Here is a 15,280-nt window from a genome sequence, read left to right on the forward strand (position 1 = left end):
TTTCCTTGGGTCGTTTCCTTGCGGAAACGGGTTGATTGTTATTGATTTAGTCGGCGACAGCGCGACCGTCGCGCCGCTCCAATCTAAAATAAAGTATCCGACTTTATCTTATTGCCCCTCCCGCGCAAGTTTTTTTTGCAACTTTATTAGCCCCGCGTCCGCCGCATTCATCGACGGGCGGGCGGTTTCGAAAATGGGCGGAAAAGTCAAAATAGTGCAGCAAAATACGGCTTCGGCGTCGGCGCGGCGGGTGTTTGCCCTTGACGCGTTCCGCCACGATTTCAATCATTGCCCCATGAATTTGCTTAAACGATTTTCCTCTTTCGCGCCCGCGCTTTTGTGTGCGGCTTCCGCGTTCGCGGCTTCATACAAAGTCGAGACCTTCGGGGACGTTCCGTTCGTCTCGGTTGACGGAAAGGCGGTGAAGTCGCGCCACTTCCTCGGTTGGACGGGCGGCGGAACGACTCCGCGCGTCGCCGACAAATGGGAGGATTTTTCCCTCGACGTCTCCCATTCCGCCGACACAAATTCCGCCGCGCTCCGCATTCTTGTGGGCAACGACGTCTCCGAGCTTTGCGTTTCGAAGCTCGAACTCGAAAACCTCTCCGACGGCTCGCGCGTTTCGCTTTACGATTTTTCCGCAAAGCCCTACGACAAATCCAAGCTTTCGTGGCTGTTCCCCAAGGAAATCCGCCCGCAGCCCGAAGTTGCAATGCAAAACGAAGTTCTCGACGGCATGCCCGTTTTGCGGATAACAAAAAAGCAGAAAGACGCCACGTTCGACAGGCTCGTATTCCACATCAGGTGTTTTTCGCTGAAAAAGGGCGTGAAATACCGCGTGCATGTTCGGGCGAAAACCGACGTGCCGTCGAAAATGCTTTTGATGGCGTATGTCCTCAATCCGTACCGAAATTTGTCCGACAACAAAATTCCCGTGTTCGGCTCGCAGGTGAAAATCGCGGGCGAAGCGGGGGTCGAGTTTGTGCATTTCGGCGTTCCCGCGCTTTGCAACCCCGCCGACGAAAACGCGAAGCGGCAGATTGACGCGGCTTTCGCCGAGCTTTTGGCGGCGAACCCGAAGGCCCGCGCGATAGTGCGCATTCCCACCGAAAACGCCGAGCACCGCAGAATCCACCCCGACGAAGTTTTAATGTCTTTCGACGGCAAGCCCATTACGCGCGGCTACGACGGCGCAAGCTATTCGTCGCCGTCGTCGGAATCTTTCGGAAAAATTGCCTCCGAGGGAATCCGCAACACCATCGAATACATAGAATCTAAATACGCCGACAACATAGCGGGATACCACCCGACGGGCGGGCAGTCGGGCGAATTTTTCTACGGGGCGTCGGGCGAGTCCGCATTCGGCGGCTACGACACCGCGACTCTTGCGGCATGGCGCAAGTGGCTTGCGGAAAAATACAAAACTCCCGAAGCTTTGCAAAAGGCGTGGCGGTCGAAGACCGCCGTTCCGTTCGCGGAAATGCGCGTGCCGACCCCCGACGAGCGCGGCAAAAACACTTCGCACCTGCTCAATCCCGAAGTCTCCGCTTCCGTTGCCGACTTCAACGCGTTCTTGCAGGACGAAATGGCGAACCTCGTTTTGCGCTTCGCAAAAACTGTCCGCGAAACGTGCCGCGGGCTGGGCAGGGACAGGCTGTCGCTCGTGTTTTTCGGGTACGCATACGAGCTGTCGGGCTTCCCCAATTCGCCCGCGGTTGCGGGACACTACGCGCTTGCGAAGATTTTGAAGTCGCCGTACGTCGATATTGTCTCTGGGCCGATTTCCTATTCGGGCAGGGGCTTGGGCGGCGTAAAGCTTTCGATGAGCGCGGCGGACAGCTTTGCCAATTCGGGCAAAATGTGGTTTGACGAAGACGACAACAGAACATACCTGCTTTGGACGAGCGGCTCTCCGCAATATGTCGCCGACAAAGCCCAGCGGACGCTTTCCGACACGAGGAAAGTCATGCGCAGAAATCTCTCGCAGGAGATTGTCCGCAATCATGGCTCTTGGTGGATGGACTTGTTCGGTTGCGGCTGGTTCAACGACCCCGAAATTTGGCGCGAAATGAAGGACGCCCGCGCCGCCGAGCTTGACATGCTCGAACGTCCCCAGCCCTATCGCCCCGAAATCGCGCTTATCCATTCCGACAAGTCCGTGATGTACATAGGCGGCAACGGCGCGTCGTTTGCGACATCGCGGCAGCTTCTTGACGGCGGCAGAGCCGCTATGAGCCGCGCGGGAACGCCTTTCGGGCAGTACATTTTGGAGGACGCGCTCGACGGCAAACTCTCCGCAAAACTGCGCGTCTACCTGTTGGCGTCGGCGTTGACGAAGCGCGAGCGCGAAATCCTTGCGACGGCGTCTGAAAAGTCGGCGTCGATGTGGTGCTGGACGGCGGGGCTTGTGGACTTGTCGGAAAACGCCTATTCTCTCGACGCAGTGCGCGAGCTTACGGGCTTCGATGTGTCGCATGCGGGCGACGTTCCCGCAGTCGCCCATTCGACCTCCGCAGGCTTGGCGGCGGGGCTTCCCGCAAAATTCGGCGTGCCGCAAAAAGTAAAGCCGCTTCTTTCGCCCGCCGCCCGCGACGGCGACACGGTTTTGGCGAAGTATGCCGACGGTTCGAATGCCGTTGTTCTCCGCACTTCCGGCAGACGCCCGCAGATGTTCGTGGGGACTACCGTCGTGCCCGAATCGCTCTACCGTCTGATGGCGTCGGTTTCGGGCGCGCATGTCTACACAAAACAGCCCGCGTCGGTCTACGCAAACGGCGCGTATGTGTCGATTACCGCGACGACTTCGGAAGCGCACAAAATCGACCTCGGGCGCGAGGCGGAAGTGTTCGACGCGCTTTCGGGCGAAAGGCTCGGCAAAGCCCGCGTCTTCGAGTTCGACATGAAAAAGGGCGACGTGAAATTCCTGCGGCTCGGCGCGGGCAACTCTCAGTACGGCGCGAGGAACGAGAACGTCTCCGTGTTCCGCAGAATCGTGAATATGATTGTCGAATAGAACACCGCCTGCGCCAAATGGGGAATCCGCAACACAGGCGGCGCGACAGTCCCAACAACGGCAATCGGCAGTAAAACCATCGCAAGCGCGTTTTGCGAAAACGCCGCGCGGAAATCGCCGTGCGTGAGTGCGTGCAGGGCGCGGAGCGTGCCGCAGCCGGGGCAGTGCAGGTGCGTAATAAGGTTCGTGGGGCAGGGCGGGAAAAACGGGTCGCTCGACGGGTCGAAAAAGTACGCGGCTACCGCCGCGGCGGCGACGATTCCCAAAAGCGCAAATTCCAAAATCCTCACGGCCGTATCGACATTGCAAACTCCTCCACTGCGGGGAGAATGTATTTTATTGTGAAAACCACCGCGCCGTAAACAAGCGCGGCGTTGAGTATCGTAGAGGGAATCAGCCCCCAGCGCGCCCATTTTTTAGCGGCGCGGGCTTCGGATTCCGCCGCGGCGGGGTCTCCCGCGAGCCTTGCCTTCATCGCCCTCGTCGAGCGTGCAAGCCCGAAGAGCGCAAAGTAGTTGCCGAGCAGAAAAAACGAGAGCATGCACTCCCTGCTTCCGTCGTCGAACGCGCCGTTTTTGTCTTTGCCCATTTTAGAAAAGCGACGCCGCAAGGGCGCAGAGGTAGACCGCCGCGCCGAGAACGACCGCCGCAAGCCCCCAGAATTTCGCCTTTTCCGCCGCCATCATCGCCTTTGCGGGGTTGTCGAGGGCGATGAACGTGTTTGCCCGCCCCGCGTAGTAGACGGCGGCGACCCCCGCGGGCGGCATGCAGAACACCGTCGCGAGAATGCCGAGGAGCATGTATTTTTTTACTTTGTCTTGCAGTTCTTCCATGTCTTTTAGTCGAGTGTGGACAACGCCAGTGCCGCGCAAATCCAGATGATAAGCCCTATCGCGTATACCGAAAGCCCCGCGAACAGCGAAACCAGAATCCAGTTTTTCGCCGCCTGAGAAGACTCCGCCGCCGCCCTGCGGTTGCCCGCAAGCAGAGCTGATTCCGTCTGCGACGAGTGGTACACCGCCATTATGCCGAACGGCAGGCAGCAGAACACCGTCGCCAAAATTGCGGGGACAAGCCTTGTCGGGATTTCGCCGTATTCGTTTTCCATATATATACAGAAATAATATTTTGCGCTTTGTTCGGGCAAGCTTAAAAAAATCCGCATTGAAAATTGCGCGTTTCGCGCTTTGATTTTGCGGCTTCAAAAAAACGAAAAAAATTGCTTGACATTGTTTTTGCGGAGAAAAATATCGAAACTCGAAAATTCAAATTAATGAAAAATTGGTGGTCCAGTCCGAAGGTCGCATAGAGTTTAAAACGGTTTAAACTTTTGGCGGCCTTTTGTCTCGGCCGCTTTTTTTTGCGCCAAACAAAATGACACCAACATTCGAACAATTCAAAAAGTACGCTTCGGACTCGAACGTAATCCCCGTCTACGCCGAATTGCTCGCCGACTTGGAAACGCCCGTTTCGGTTTTCGCCAAGCTCGACGGACTCGAAAACTGCTTTCTTTTCGAGAGCGCGGAAAACGTCGACAACTGGGGGCGTTATTCGTTCATAGGCTTCGCGCCCCGCGCGACGTTTTCGCTTGTCGGGAGGAAGTCGGTGCTTGCGTTCGCCGACGGACGCAAGGTTGAATCGACTTCCGAAGAGGGGCTTGCGCCGCTCGCGCCGCTTCGCGACTATCTTGCCTCGCGCAAGCCCGCAAGGCTCGACACCCTTCCGCGCTTTTTCGGCGGGGCGGTCGGCTACTTCGGCTACGAGTGCGTGGGGCTTTTCGAAAAGCTCCCCGATCCCAAGGGCGAGCGCAAGTTCGACGACGCGTTCTTCGGCATCTACGACGACATCATAATTTTCGACAACCTCCGCCACACGGCGAAAATCGTCGCGTGCGCGAACATAGACGAATTCGACTCTCTCGAAGCCGCCTACCGCGACGCCTGCGCGAGGGTCGAAAAAATGTCCGAAATCTACAAGTCGCCGCGCCGCCGCCCGCTGACCGCGCAGAACATCGGCGAGATTCGCCTGAAATCGAACATGTCGCACGACGACTTCTGCGATATGGTAGAAAAGGCGAAAGAGTATATAAAGCAGGGTGAAATCATACAGGTGGTGCCGTCGCAGCGCTTCTCGACCGACGCGCCCATCGACCCGATTGCCGCATACCGCGCCCTCAGGCTCATAAATCCGTCGCCCTACATGTTCTGCCTTAAACTCGGCGAAAAATACCTTGTCGGCTCGTCGCCCGAAACGCTTTTGCGCTTCTGCGACGGCAAGGCGCACGTCCGCCCGATTGCGGGCACGCGCCGCAGAGGCTCGGACGAAAACGAGGACATGCGCCTTGCCTCCGAATTGCTCTCGAACGAAAAGGAACGCGCCGAGCACCTCATGCTCGTTGACTTGGGGCGCAACGACCTCTCGCGCTTCTGCGAGGCGGGCAGCGTTCAGGTGGGCGACTTCATGTCGGTCGAGCGGTACTCGCACGTCATGCACCTGGTTTCCGACGTTTCGGGCGAAGTCAAAAAGGGCGTGGACGCGTTCGACGCGCTCGCGGCGGCTTTCCCAGCGGGCACTCTTTCGGGAGCGCCGAAAATCCGCGCAATGCAGATTATAAACGAGCTTGAACCCGAACGCCGCGGCTGCTACGGCGGGGCTGTCGGCTACATCGGCTACGACGGCAACATGGACTTGGCGATTACAATCAGAACCCTCCAAATCTGCGACGGCATTACGTCGGTGCAGGCGGGCGCGGGCATTGTCTACGACTCCGTTCCCGAATTCGAGTACGAGGAAACCCGCATGAAAGCCCGCGCCGTGGCGAGGGCGATCGAAGCCGCGCACAATTTGGAATCGCTCGACGTCGCCGAGCTGGAAAGGAAATAGAAAATGGTACTTCTTATTGACAATTACGATTCGTTCACATACAACCTGTCGCACTATTTGCAGACTCTCGGCGCGGACGTGCGCGTGGTGAGAAACGACGCGATGACCGCGGACGGGCTTTTCGGACTGGGAGCGTCGGCTGTGGTCGTCTCCCCCGGGCCGAGTTCGCCCAAAAACGCGGGTGTGTGCGTCGAGTTCATTCAGAAATTCGCGGGGCGCGTGCCGATGTTCGGCGTGTGCCTCGGCATGCAGTCGATAGGCTGCGCGTTCGGCGGCAAAATCGTCAGGGCGATGCGCACAATGCACGGCAAGGTAAGCAAAATAGAGCACGACGGCAGGGGCTGCTTCAAGGGAATAGCGTCGCCGATGTCGGTGGTTCGCTACCATTCGCTCGCGGTCGAACGCGCGACTCTTCCGCCGTGCCTCGAAGTTTCGGCTCAGGCTGAGGACGGCGAAATCATGGCTCTGCGCCACAGGGAGTATCTGATTGAGGGCGTGCAGTTCCACCCCGAATCGATTCTGACTTACGGCGGCAAGCGCATTCTCGCAAACTTTCTCGAAGAGGCCGACGCAAAATGAACGCCGAATGCACACTCCGCGCCCTGCGCAAAATAGCCAACACCCGCGCGAACCTCTCCGCCGACGAGAGCCGCGCCGTGTTCGACGAAATCATGGGCGGCGAGGTTGACGACCGCACGCTTGCGGCGTTCCTTACCGCGCTCAAAATGAAGGGTGAAACCGTAGACGAAATCGTGGGGGCGGCGTCCGCCATGCGCAAGAGGGCGGCGTTTGTAAACGCGGGAGCGTACGCGCCGATTGACACCTGCGGCACGGGCGGCGACGGCATGGACACCTTCAACATATCCACGACCTCCGCGTTCATAGTGGCGGGCGCGGGAGTGGGAGTGGCAAAGCACGGCAACAGGGCGGCGACGAGCAAATGCGGCTCCGGCGACGTTCTCGCCGCGCTCGGCTTCAACCTCGACGTCCACCCCGAAGTGATGGAGCACTGCTTGCAGGAAAACGGAATCGCGTTTCTTTTCGCGCCAAAAATGCACCCCGCAATGCGCTACGCCGCGCCCGTCCGCAAGGCTCTGGGCTTCCGCACGGCGTTCAATCTGCTCGGGCCGCTGGTGAATCCGGCGGGGGCGACGGGGCAGGTCGTGGGAGTGTTCGACGCCTCGATGACGGAGTTTGTCGCCGAGTGCCTCAAAAGGCTCGGCGGACGCCGCGCGTTCGTAATCCACGGCGACGACGGCTTGGACGAAATTTCGCCGTGCGCTCCCACAAAAGTCAGCGAGCTTAAAAACGGCTTCGTCAAGACCTACGAATTCAACCCTCTGAAATACATTCCGAACCTCGCCGACATGTCGGAGCTGCGCGGGGGCGACCCCGCCGAAAACGCGGAAATCACGCGCGGCATTCTCGACGGGAAAATCGGCGGCGGCGCAAGGAACGCGTGCCTGCTCAACGCCGCGGCGGGAATCGTCGTCGGCGGAAAAACCGCCGACTTCGGCGAGGCCGTGGAGCTTGCAAAAAAATCTCTGGATTCTGGCGCGGCCCGCGCAAAGCTCGACGTCCTCGTAAAATTTTCAAGACAATGAGCGACATTCTCGAAACAATCCGCGACGCCTCCCGCGCCGATTTGGACGCGGCGAAAAAACGCCTTCCCTTTGCGGAGCTTCTTTCCGCCGCCGAAAAAACGCCCCGCGCGGCGTCGTTCAAAAACGCCCTGCGCGCGCGCGGCGGCAACCCCGCGGTAATCGCCGAAATGAAAAAGGCGTCGCCGTCGGCTGGGCTTATCCGCGCCGACTTCGAGCCGTCGAAACTTTGTGTTGAGCTGGAGTCGGCTGGGGCGTCCGCGCTGTCGGTGCTTACCGAGCGCAACTATTTTCTAGGAAGCCTCGAATTTCTGCGCGACGCCGCAACCCGCGTGAAAATTCCGCTTTTGCGCAAGGATTTCATTTTCGACGAATACCAGATTGCCGAGGCGAAAGCCGCGGGGGCGTCCGCGGTGCTTCTCATCGCAAAAATGCTTAAAAAGCCCGACTTCAAGCGGCTCTTCGACTTCGCAAAATCGCTCTCGCTCGACGTTCTCGCCGAGGCGCACGACGAAGCGGAAATCGCCGCCGCCCTCGACTGCGGTGCGGACATCGTCGGCGTGAACTGCCGCAACCTGCGCACGTTCGGGCTTGATTTTTCGGTTTCTGAACGCCTGCTGAAAACGCTGCCCGATTGCGTCGTGAAAGTGGCGGAAAGCGGCGTGGACTCTCGCGAAACGCTGTTGCGCGCGCGCGGCGCGGGGGCGGACGCCGCACTTGTGGGAACCGCGCTGATGAAGGAGCAATCGCCGTCTGAGGCGTTGAAAAAACTTTTGGGGGCGCTGTGAAAATCAAAATTTGCGGAGTTTCTAACGTCGGCGACGCCCTGAAAATTTCGGAGTCGGGCGCGGACTATGTCGGACTCATCTTCGCCGAAAAAAGTCCGAGGCTCGTTTCGGAGTCGGAAGCCCGCGCGATTGCGTCGGCGGGGCTTTCGGCAAAGCTCGTCGGCGTTTTCGTGGATTCGCCCGCCGAATTTGTCCGCCGCGCGGTCGGCGAATACGGGCTTGCGGCGGTTCAGCTGCACGGTTCGGAAAACGCCGATTACATAAAGTCGCTGCGCGGCTGCGGCGCGGAAATATGGAGGGCGGTTTGGCTTTCCTCGCGCGGAGACGTCGCGGCGGCGGCGGAAATCGAGTGCGGAAAACTCGTCGTCGATTCCTCGCGCGGCGCGTCGCGCGGCGGCACGGGGCTTACCGCAAACTGGGATTTGGCGCGGGAGCTTGCGTCGGTTCGCGACGTATTTTTGGCGGGAGGAATCTCTTTCGCAAACGCCCGCGCCGCAATCGAACAGGTCGCCCCCTACGGACTCGACCTCAACAGCGCGGTTGAAATATCGCCCCGCAAAAAGGATACGGATTTAATTTCAAAATATTTAAAAACCATAAAATAAATGAATACGGAAACGAAAAAAGGAAAGTTCGGAATCTACGGCGGACAGTACGTCGCCGAGACCCTCATGAGCGCGCTCAACGAGCTTGAACGCGAATTTTACAACGCCATCGCCGACCCCGCCTTCAACGCGGAATACGCCGCGCTTCTCAAAGACTACGTTGGCAGGCCGTCGCCGCTTTACTACGCCAAGCGGCTCACGGAATACTGCGGCGGCGCGCGCATTTTTCTCAAACGCGAGGACTTGAACCATACGGGCGCGCACAAGGTAAACAACACAATCGGGCAGGTGCTTCTCGCCCGCAGAATGGGCAAGCGCAGGCTCATCGCCGAAACGGGCGCGGGCATGCACGGCGTGGCGACGGCGACGGTTGCCGCGCTCTTCGGAATGCCATGCGAGGTCTTCATGGGCGCGGAGGACGTAAGGCGTCAGGCGCAGAACGTGGGGCGCATGAAAATGCTCGGCGCAAAGCTCGTGGCGGTCGAGGTCGAACACGGAACGGCGACGCTAAAAGACGCCATGAACGAGGCTCTCCGCGAGTGGGTCGCGACCGTAGACGATACTTTCTACGTCATAGGCACGGCGGCCGGACCGCACCCGTACCCGACGATGGTCAAGGAATTCCAGTCCGTCATCGGGCGCGAGACGAAGGCGCAGATGGCTGAAAAATTCGGGCGTCTGCCCACGCAGGTCGTGGCGTGCGTCGGCGGCGGAAGCAACGCAATCGGCATGTTCGCGCCGTTTATCGACGAGCCGTCGGTCGCGCTCTACGGAGCGGAGGCGGCGGGCGACGGCGTCGAAACGGGCAGGCACGCGGCGAGCCTCAGCGCGGGGACGGTCGGCGTCCTCCACGGAAACAAGACCTACCTTTTGCAGGACGAATTCGGGCAGATTCTCGACACGCACTCGGTGTCGGCGGGGCTTGACTACCCCGGAGTCGGTCCCGAACACTCGCATTTGAGGGACACGGGGCGCGCCCGCTACGTTCCGATTGACGACGAACAGGCGGTCGACGCGTTCCGGAAACTCTGCCGCTTGGAGGGAATTATCCCCGCGTTGGAGTCGTCGCACGCGGTGGCTCTTGCGATGCGGAACGCGCGTGAGCTTTCGCAGGACGACGTAATCGTCGTCTCCCTTTCCGGGCGCGGCGACAAGGACATGAATTCCGTAATGGAGTATCTTAACAGAAAATAGGATTTAATAATGACTTCAAAGCTTTTTGAAAAACTCGCAAGGGAAAACAGGGCGGCGCTCGTCGTATTCGTAAGCTGCGGCGACCCGAATATCGAATTTTCCGAAAAATTGATAGAACGCATCTGCGCGTCGGGCGCGGACATTATCGAACTCGGCGTGCCGTTCTCCGACCCCATGGCGGACGGCAAGACGATTCAGGCGGCGAGCCGCCGCGCCCTCAACGGCGGCGCGACGCTCGAAAAGGTTGTTGCTCTCGCAAAACGCCTGCGTTCGCGCGGGGTGGAAACGCCGTTCGTGATGTTCTCGTACTTCAACCCGATTTTCAAGCTCGGCGTCGAAAAGACCGTAGACGAATGCGCCGCCGCGGGCATTGACTCTCTGCTTGTTGTGGACGTCCCGTTGGAGGAGGCCGACGAGGTCGTCTCCGTGGCGTCGCCGAAAGGGATAGAGTTCATACCGCTCGCGGCTCCGACGTCGTCGCCCGACCGCATTCGGAAGATTTCGGAAAAGGGCGCGGGCTTCCTTTATTACGTAACTGTGGCGGGCGTAACGGGCGCGCGCGGGGCATTGCCAGAGGGCATTGCCGCAAGGCTCGCGGAAGTCCGCAAGGCGTCGGTTTTGCCGGTGGCGGCGGGCTTCGGAATCTCGAACCCCGAAATGGCGCACGCGGCGGCGGAGAGCGCGGACGCTGTCGTTGTGGGCAGCAAGTTCGTGGATTTGGCGTACAAGACATACGTCGAACGCGGCGAGGCGGCGGCGTTGGACGCAGCGGCGGACTTCGTCTCGTCGCTTGCGGCGCAGATGAAAAGATAGCATTGCAGGCTCGAATTCCGCAAAACGCAAAACCTCCCGCGAGGGAGGTTTTTTCGCGCCCGCATGCGCTGACTCCGCGCTTGCCGTTTGGAGGCGGTGTTTTATTTTGCCCGAACGCCTATATCCGCAAAATGCGTTTGCACTTGTCGGGAATGAAGCCGTAGGCATAGGATAATAGGGCAATCACGCACGCAATGTACGCAACCGATACCGCGCTTCCCTCGAATCCCGCGCAGTGCGGCTCTATCCACTTCGAGTATGCGCATGCGAAAATATAGTGCGAAACAAATATGAACAACGAAAGTTTTGCCAGATATTTTGCGCGTCCAGCCGGCATCTTTCGCCCGATTGATTTAGCGAGCCGGAATGCGGGGACGGCGAAGAGCAAAGCCGAGGTTTGAGAGAATGCGCTTTTGATTGTTTCGTTTTCCGCGAGGAAATACCCTGCGCATGTTATGCAGAAACACGCCGTTGCCGCGCGCAAAAACTTTCCTTCGGTTTCAATTCGAACTTCATTTAGCGCGGCGTACATTCCCGCCGAGAAAAACACCGCCGACTGCACCGCCATATTGTAGTAGCACGGGGAGACATGAAGCGTCATTGCGGCGGTGTCGGCGAATACAAACGCTGGGATTCCGAGGAGGATTAGGCATTTTAGGGCGTTTCGGAAGCGCACGGCAAGGAGCGATATCACCGGGCTGATTGCAACCATAACGAAGAGGTTTCTGAGATACCACAGCGGCATGTCTGTCGGAGTTGTCGAAAAGCCCAAAATCCACCTTATATAAAAGGCTGTTTTCGACAGTTCGGGTTTTTGGCATGTCAGCGGGAATATCAGCGCGAAGCATACGATATCCCATATCACCATTGTCGCAACGAGCGAAAAAAACCTGCTTTTTAGCAGAGTTCCGTATTGCTTGTTCGCGGCGAAAAAACCCGATATGGCAAAGAAAAACGGGACGGCTGTCCGCGTGATGTTTGCGACAAAACCGTTATAAACGGGGTCGTTGCGCGTCTCGGCGGGTATGTGTATGAACACGACAAGAATCGCCAATATGTATTTTAGCACATTTACGGCCTTTGAATTTTCTTCCGAAATTGTCATTATAATGCAAATGTTGGAAGAGGAGCGAAATGTCAATATTTTACGGCGGAAACTCTTGCGGCGGCGGTTCCGCTTTATTCTGGGGCTGCTTCGGGCGTCGCGGGCGGCGTAATTTACTTTGCTTTTTTTGCCCGATTGTGTAGGGTGGGGGGAGAAAATGAAGTTTATGCTTTCAGTTTTGGGGCGTGGCATTGCGGCGATGCCCGAATGGTTGGCGAACGCGCTGTGTGTTTCCGTGGGCTGGCTTATTTATTCGTGCCCCTTCGGCAGAATCAGGGTTGCGCACTCGAATATATCGCACGCGTTTCCCGACATGCCGCGCGCCGAGCGGCGGAAAATAGCGTTCGAGTCTTGCAGGCGAATGGTCGAGATGGCTCTGTTCGTGCTGGCGAGTCCGCACCTTTCGAACGAAAACTTGCGCTCGCGTATTTCCGTTAGCGGCTTCGTTTTGTCGGAGCTTGAAAAGCTCGGCTCGAAGCACCGCGCGACGGTTCTGATGATTCCGCATTTCGCGATGATGGAAACCATCACGATGTTCCCCGTTCTCACCGGCAAAAAGACTCCGCCGACTGGCGTTTTCTACCGCCCCTTCGACAGCCCCGCGCTCGAAAGCTGGGTGAAGTCGAGCCGCCAGCGGTTCGGGGTTGAGCTTCTCTCGCGCAAGAAAGGGCTTTTTGCCGCCGTGAAATTCCTCCGCGCGGAGGGCTGCGTGGCGGTGCTTTTCGACCAGAAAACTTACCACGGGGCGCGTTCGCTTCTGCTCGACAGAATCTGCACGACGACCGAACTTCCGGGTATTCTCGTAGAGAGCGGAAAGGCGGACTGCGCCGCGTTTTGGGCAACCCGCACGGGCTTTTGGAGGTCGCGCATAGACGGCGTTTATTTCAAGGGCAAAACCAAGGAGGAGATTACCGCCGAGGGCGACGCGTGGCTTACCGAAAAACTCCGCTCCGACCCCGTCGCGCGGTACGACTGGCTTTGGCTGCACCGCCGCTGGCAGTGGTCTACGCGCCCCGCCATGCACGCGCTCGGCTTGGAGCTTGGTGGCGAAACGCTCGACATCGCGCTGAAACTCGCGGGGCGTGCCGAGCTTCCGCGCAACACGCGCATTTTCATAACTCCGCCCGACTCCTTCCGCAACACGCTTGCGCTTTTGCCGCTCGTGCGCCAGCTTAGGAAGTCGCGCCCCGACGCTGCGGTTTCGCTGCTTGTGCAAAACAAGTACGCGGTTCTCGTGCGGCTCATGGGCGTTGCCGACGAAGTGATTTCCGTGCCCGACCGCGCCGACGGATTTTTCGCCCGCGCCCGCGCGTTCCGCCGCCTCTACGAACGCTATCCCGATGTCCACCTCGTCTTCCCCGACTCCTTTGCAGACGACTTCCAGTCTTTGCTCATGCGGGCAGACTTCCGTCTGGCGTTGCGCTCGTCGCGCCGCAGATTTTTCATGAAAGGCGTCTATTCGCCCGACGCCGCGCAGTCGGCAGAGCACGTCGCGCTCGAATACCTCGCGTTCATGCGGAAGTTCGGGCTTCGCGGCGAGCCTGACTATTCCCCGCTCGATCCGTTCGGAAAACCGAAGTCGGGCGGTTTGCGGATTGCCGTGCTGTGCGGCGGAGAGGGCGGGCATGCGTGGAGTTCGGAAAAATGGTGCGCTCTTGTGAAGTCGCTTTCGGCTAAGCTTCCCGACGCGAAGTTCGCAGTATTCGGCGGAGAGTCCGACTCGCGCACGGCGTTCGAAATCGCGAAATGCGCCGAGTTCGCCGAAATCGAAAACTTCGCGGGGAAGCTCGACACCGCCGCGAGCGTCGAAAAAATCGCCGAATGCACGCTTGCCGTCGGCACCGACTGCAACGAGCTTCACATCGCAAACGCCCTCGGTCTTGAAACCGTCGCGATTTACGGCGCGACAAACCCGCTAAGAAACGGCTTTGCATTCGACGCCCCGCATGTCGAAATCGTGCCCGACGGCTGCCCCTTGCAGGGCGGCGGAGACGTGCGCGGGGTTTCGGTCGCGCAGGTCGAAAACGCGGTTTTATCATTCGCAAATAAAAACAAAGGAGAATTATCATGACGAAAATCGGAACGCCGTACAAATCCAATTCCACAAAGGCAATGCTGCTCGGCAGCGGCGAATTGGGCAGGGAGGTGGCGATTGAGCTGAAACGCCTCGGCGTGGAGGTCATAGCCGTAGACAGGTACGCCGACGCCCCCGCAATGCAGGTCGCCGACCGCTCGCATGTGATTTCAATGCTCGACGCCGACGCGCTCGAAAAACTCGTCCTTTCCGAAAAGCCCGACTACATCATTCCCGAAGTCGAGGCGATTGCTACCTCCAAACTGCTCGAACTCGAAGCCCGCGGATTCAATGTCGTGCCGACCGCCAGGGCGGTCAACCTCACAATGAACCGCGAGGGCATACGCACGCTCGCCGCCGAAACAGTCGGGCTGAAAACGTCGCCTTACGCGTTCGCCTCCACACGCGCGGAGTTCGACGCCGCGTTGGAAAAAATCGGCATGCCCTGCGTTGTGAAGCCCATCATGAGCTCGTCGGGGCACGGGCAGAGCGTTGTGCGCTCGGCGGCGGACGTCGGGCACGCGTGGGAGTATTCTCAGTCGGGCGGCCGCGCGGGCGGCGGGCGCGTGATTGTCGAGGGCTTTGTGGATTTCGACTACGAAATTACTCTGCTTACCGTACGCCACAGCGGCGGAACTTCGTTCTGCGAGCCGATAGGGCACAGGCAGGTTGACGGCGACTACCGCCAGAGCTGGCAGCCGTACCCGATGTCGCAAAAGGCTCTCGAAGCCGCGCGGGAATGCGCAAAGAAAATTACCGACGCGCTCGGCGGATACGGAATTTTCGGCGTCGAGATGTTCGTCAGGGGCGACGAAGTTCTGTTCAGCGAAGTCTCGCCGCGCCCGCACGACACGGGCATGGTCACGATGATTTCGCAAAACTTTTCGCAGTTCGCGTTGCACGCCCGCGCAATTTTGGGCATTCCGATTGCGAAAATCGAAAACTACGGGGCGTCGGCAAGCAGGGCGGTCGTCGTGGAGGGAAAGTCGGACATGCTTGAATATTCGGGCTTGGAAAAGGTTCTTTCGCGCCCGCTTACCGACATGCGCCTTTTCGGCAAGCCGAGCGTTGACGGACACCGCAGAATGGGCGTTTTGCTCGCGCGGCGCGGCACTATAAAAGAGGCTGACGCAATTACGGAGGAAATGCTAGCCGACCTGAAAATCAAACTGCTCTGATTTTCCGCAAAACAAAAAACGCCGCG

Annotated in this window: 15 protein-coding genes; 10 read left to right on the forward strand and 5 right to left on the reverse strand. The window is 58.9% G+C overall.

The features are described 5' to 3' along the window. Window positions 1–295: 295 nt before the first annotated feature. Entirely contained in the window at window positions 296–3,013 is a 2,718-nt protein-coding gene (locus P3B99_008875; GenBank protein WYJ07307.1) for a hypothetical protein, read from the forward strand. Here the strand turns inward: P3B99_008875 and P3B99_008880 are convergent. Genes P3B99_008880 through P3B99_008895 form a run of 4 tightly spaced genes read right to left on the reverse strand, consistent with a single transcriptional unit; the run spans window position 2,947 to window position 4,121 of the window. Then, on the reverse strand, window positions 2,947–3,303 hold the full coding sequence (locus P3B99_008880) for a DUF2752 domain-containing protein (protein WYJ07308.1): 357 nt from the start codon (window positions 3,301–3,303) through the stop codon (window positions 2,947–2,949). The genes P3B99_008875 and P3B99_008880 overlap by 67 nt on opposite strands. Beyond that, window positions 3,300–3,602, reverse strand: coding sequence for a hypothetical protein (locus P3B99_008885; protein WYJ07309.1), 303 nt, complete (start codon window positions 3,600–3,602; stop codon window positions 3,300–3,302). The genes P3B99_008880 and P3B99_008885 overlap by 4 nt, the downstream gene beginning before the upstream one ends. 1 nt (window position 3,603) lies before the next feature. Then, on the reverse strand, window positions 3,604–3,846 hold the full coding sequence (locus tag P3B99_008890; GenBank protein ID WYJ07310.1) for a CD225/dispanin family protein: 243 nt from the start codon (window positions 3,844–3,846) through the stop codon (window positions 3,604–3,606). Window positions 3,847–3,851: 5 nt separating this feature from the next. Beyond that, on the reverse strand, window positions 3,852–4,121 hold the full coding sequence (locus P3B99_008895; GenBank protein ID WYJ07311.1) for a CD225/dispanin family protein: 270 nt from the start codon (window positions 4,119–4,121) through the stop codon (window positions 3,852–3,854). Window positions 4,122–4,387: 266 nt separating this feature from the next. On the opposite strand from P3B99_008895, the gene trpE reads away from it, so the two are divergent. From trpE to trpA, 7 genes are read left to right on the forward strand one after another with little or no spacing between them, the layout of a single operon-like run. Next, window positions 4,388–5,896 (forward strand): anthranilate synthase component I, encoded by a 1,509-nt coding sequence (gene trpE, locus P3B99_008900; protein WYJ07312.1) that lies wholly within the window; start codon window positions 4,388–4,390, stop codon window positions 5,894–5,896. Between the two features lie 3 nt (window positions 5,897–5,899). After that, window positions 5,900–6,475, forward strand: coding sequence for an aminodeoxychorismate/anthranilate synthase component II (locus tag P3B99_008905; GenBank protein ID WYJ07313.1), 576 nt, complete (start codon window positions 5,900–5,902; stop codon window positions 6,473–6,475). Next, window positions 6,472–7,500, forward strand: coding sequence for an anthranilate phosphoribosyltransferase (trpD, locus tag P3B99_008910; protein WYJ07314.1), 1,029 nt, complete (start codon window positions 6,472–6,474; stop codon window positions 7,498–7,500). The genes P3B99_008905 and trpD overlap by 4 nt, the downstream gene beginning before the upstream one ends. Continuing rightward, complete coding sequence (trpC, locus tag P3B99_008915) at window positions 7,497–8,285, forward strand: indole-3-glycerol phosphate synthase TrpC (GenBank protein ID WYJ07315.1); 789 nt, start codon at window positions 7,497–7,499, stop codon at window positions 8,283–8,285. Before trpD ends, trpC begins: the two co-directional genes overlap by 4 nt. Continuing rightward, window positions 8,282–8,890: a phosphoribosylanthranilate isomerase gene (locus tag P3B99_008920; protein WYJ07316.1), complete on the forward strand. Its 609-nt coding sequence runs from the start codon at window positions 8,282–8,284 to the stop codon at window positions 8,888–8,890. Before trpC ends, P3B99_008920 begins: the two co-directional genes overlap by 4 nt. Further along, window positions 8,891–10,084, forward strand: coding sequence for a tryptophan synthase subunit beta (gene trpB, locus P3B99_008925; GenBank protein WYJ07317.1), 1,194 nt, complete (start codon window positions 8,891–8,893; stop codon window positions 10,082–10,084). Between the two features lie 9 nt (window positions 10,085–10,093). Next, window positions 10,094–10,897, forward strand: coding sequence for a tryptophan synthase subunit alpha (gene trpA / locus P3B99_008930; protein WYJ07318.1), 804 nt, complete (start codon window positions 10,094–10,096; stop codon window positions 10,895–10,897). 118 nt (window positions 10,898–11,015) lie between these two features. Here trpA and P3B99_008935 read toward each other — a convergent pair whose 3' ends face one another. Beyond that, the gene (locus P3B99_008935; GenBank protein ID WYJ07319.1) at window positions 11,016–11,966 is read right to left on the reverse strand and encodes an acyltransferase; all 951 of its coding nucleotides are present in this window, start codon (window positions 11,964–11,966) and stop codon (window positions 11,016–11,018) included. A gap of 193 nt (window positions 11,967–12,159) precedes the next feature. Between P3B99_008935 and P3B99_008940 the strand changes: the two genes are divergently transcribed. Together P3B99_008940 and purT are read left to right on the forward strand one after the other, a co-directional pair. Continuing rightward, window positions 12,160–14,073, forward strand: a complete 1,914-nt coding sequence (locus tag P3B99_008940; GenBank protein ID WYJ07320.1) for a glycosyltransferase family 9 protein — start codon at window positions 12,160–12,162, stop codon at window positions 14,071–14,073. Next, entirely contained in the window at window positions 14,070–15,254 is a 1,185-nt protein-coding gene (gene purT, locus P3B99_008945; GenBank protein ID WYJ07321.1) for a formate-dependent phosphoribosylglycinamide formyltransferase, read from the forward strand. Before P3B99_008940 ends, purT begins: the two co-directional genes overlap by 4 nt. Window positions 15,255–15,280 lie beyond the last annotated feature (26 nt).

The sequence above is a fragment of the Opitutia bacterium KCR 482 genome (assembly GCA_029269845.2).
GTDB lineage: Bacteria > Verrucomicrobiota > Verrucomicrobiia > Opitutales > Intestinicryptomonadaceae > Merdousia.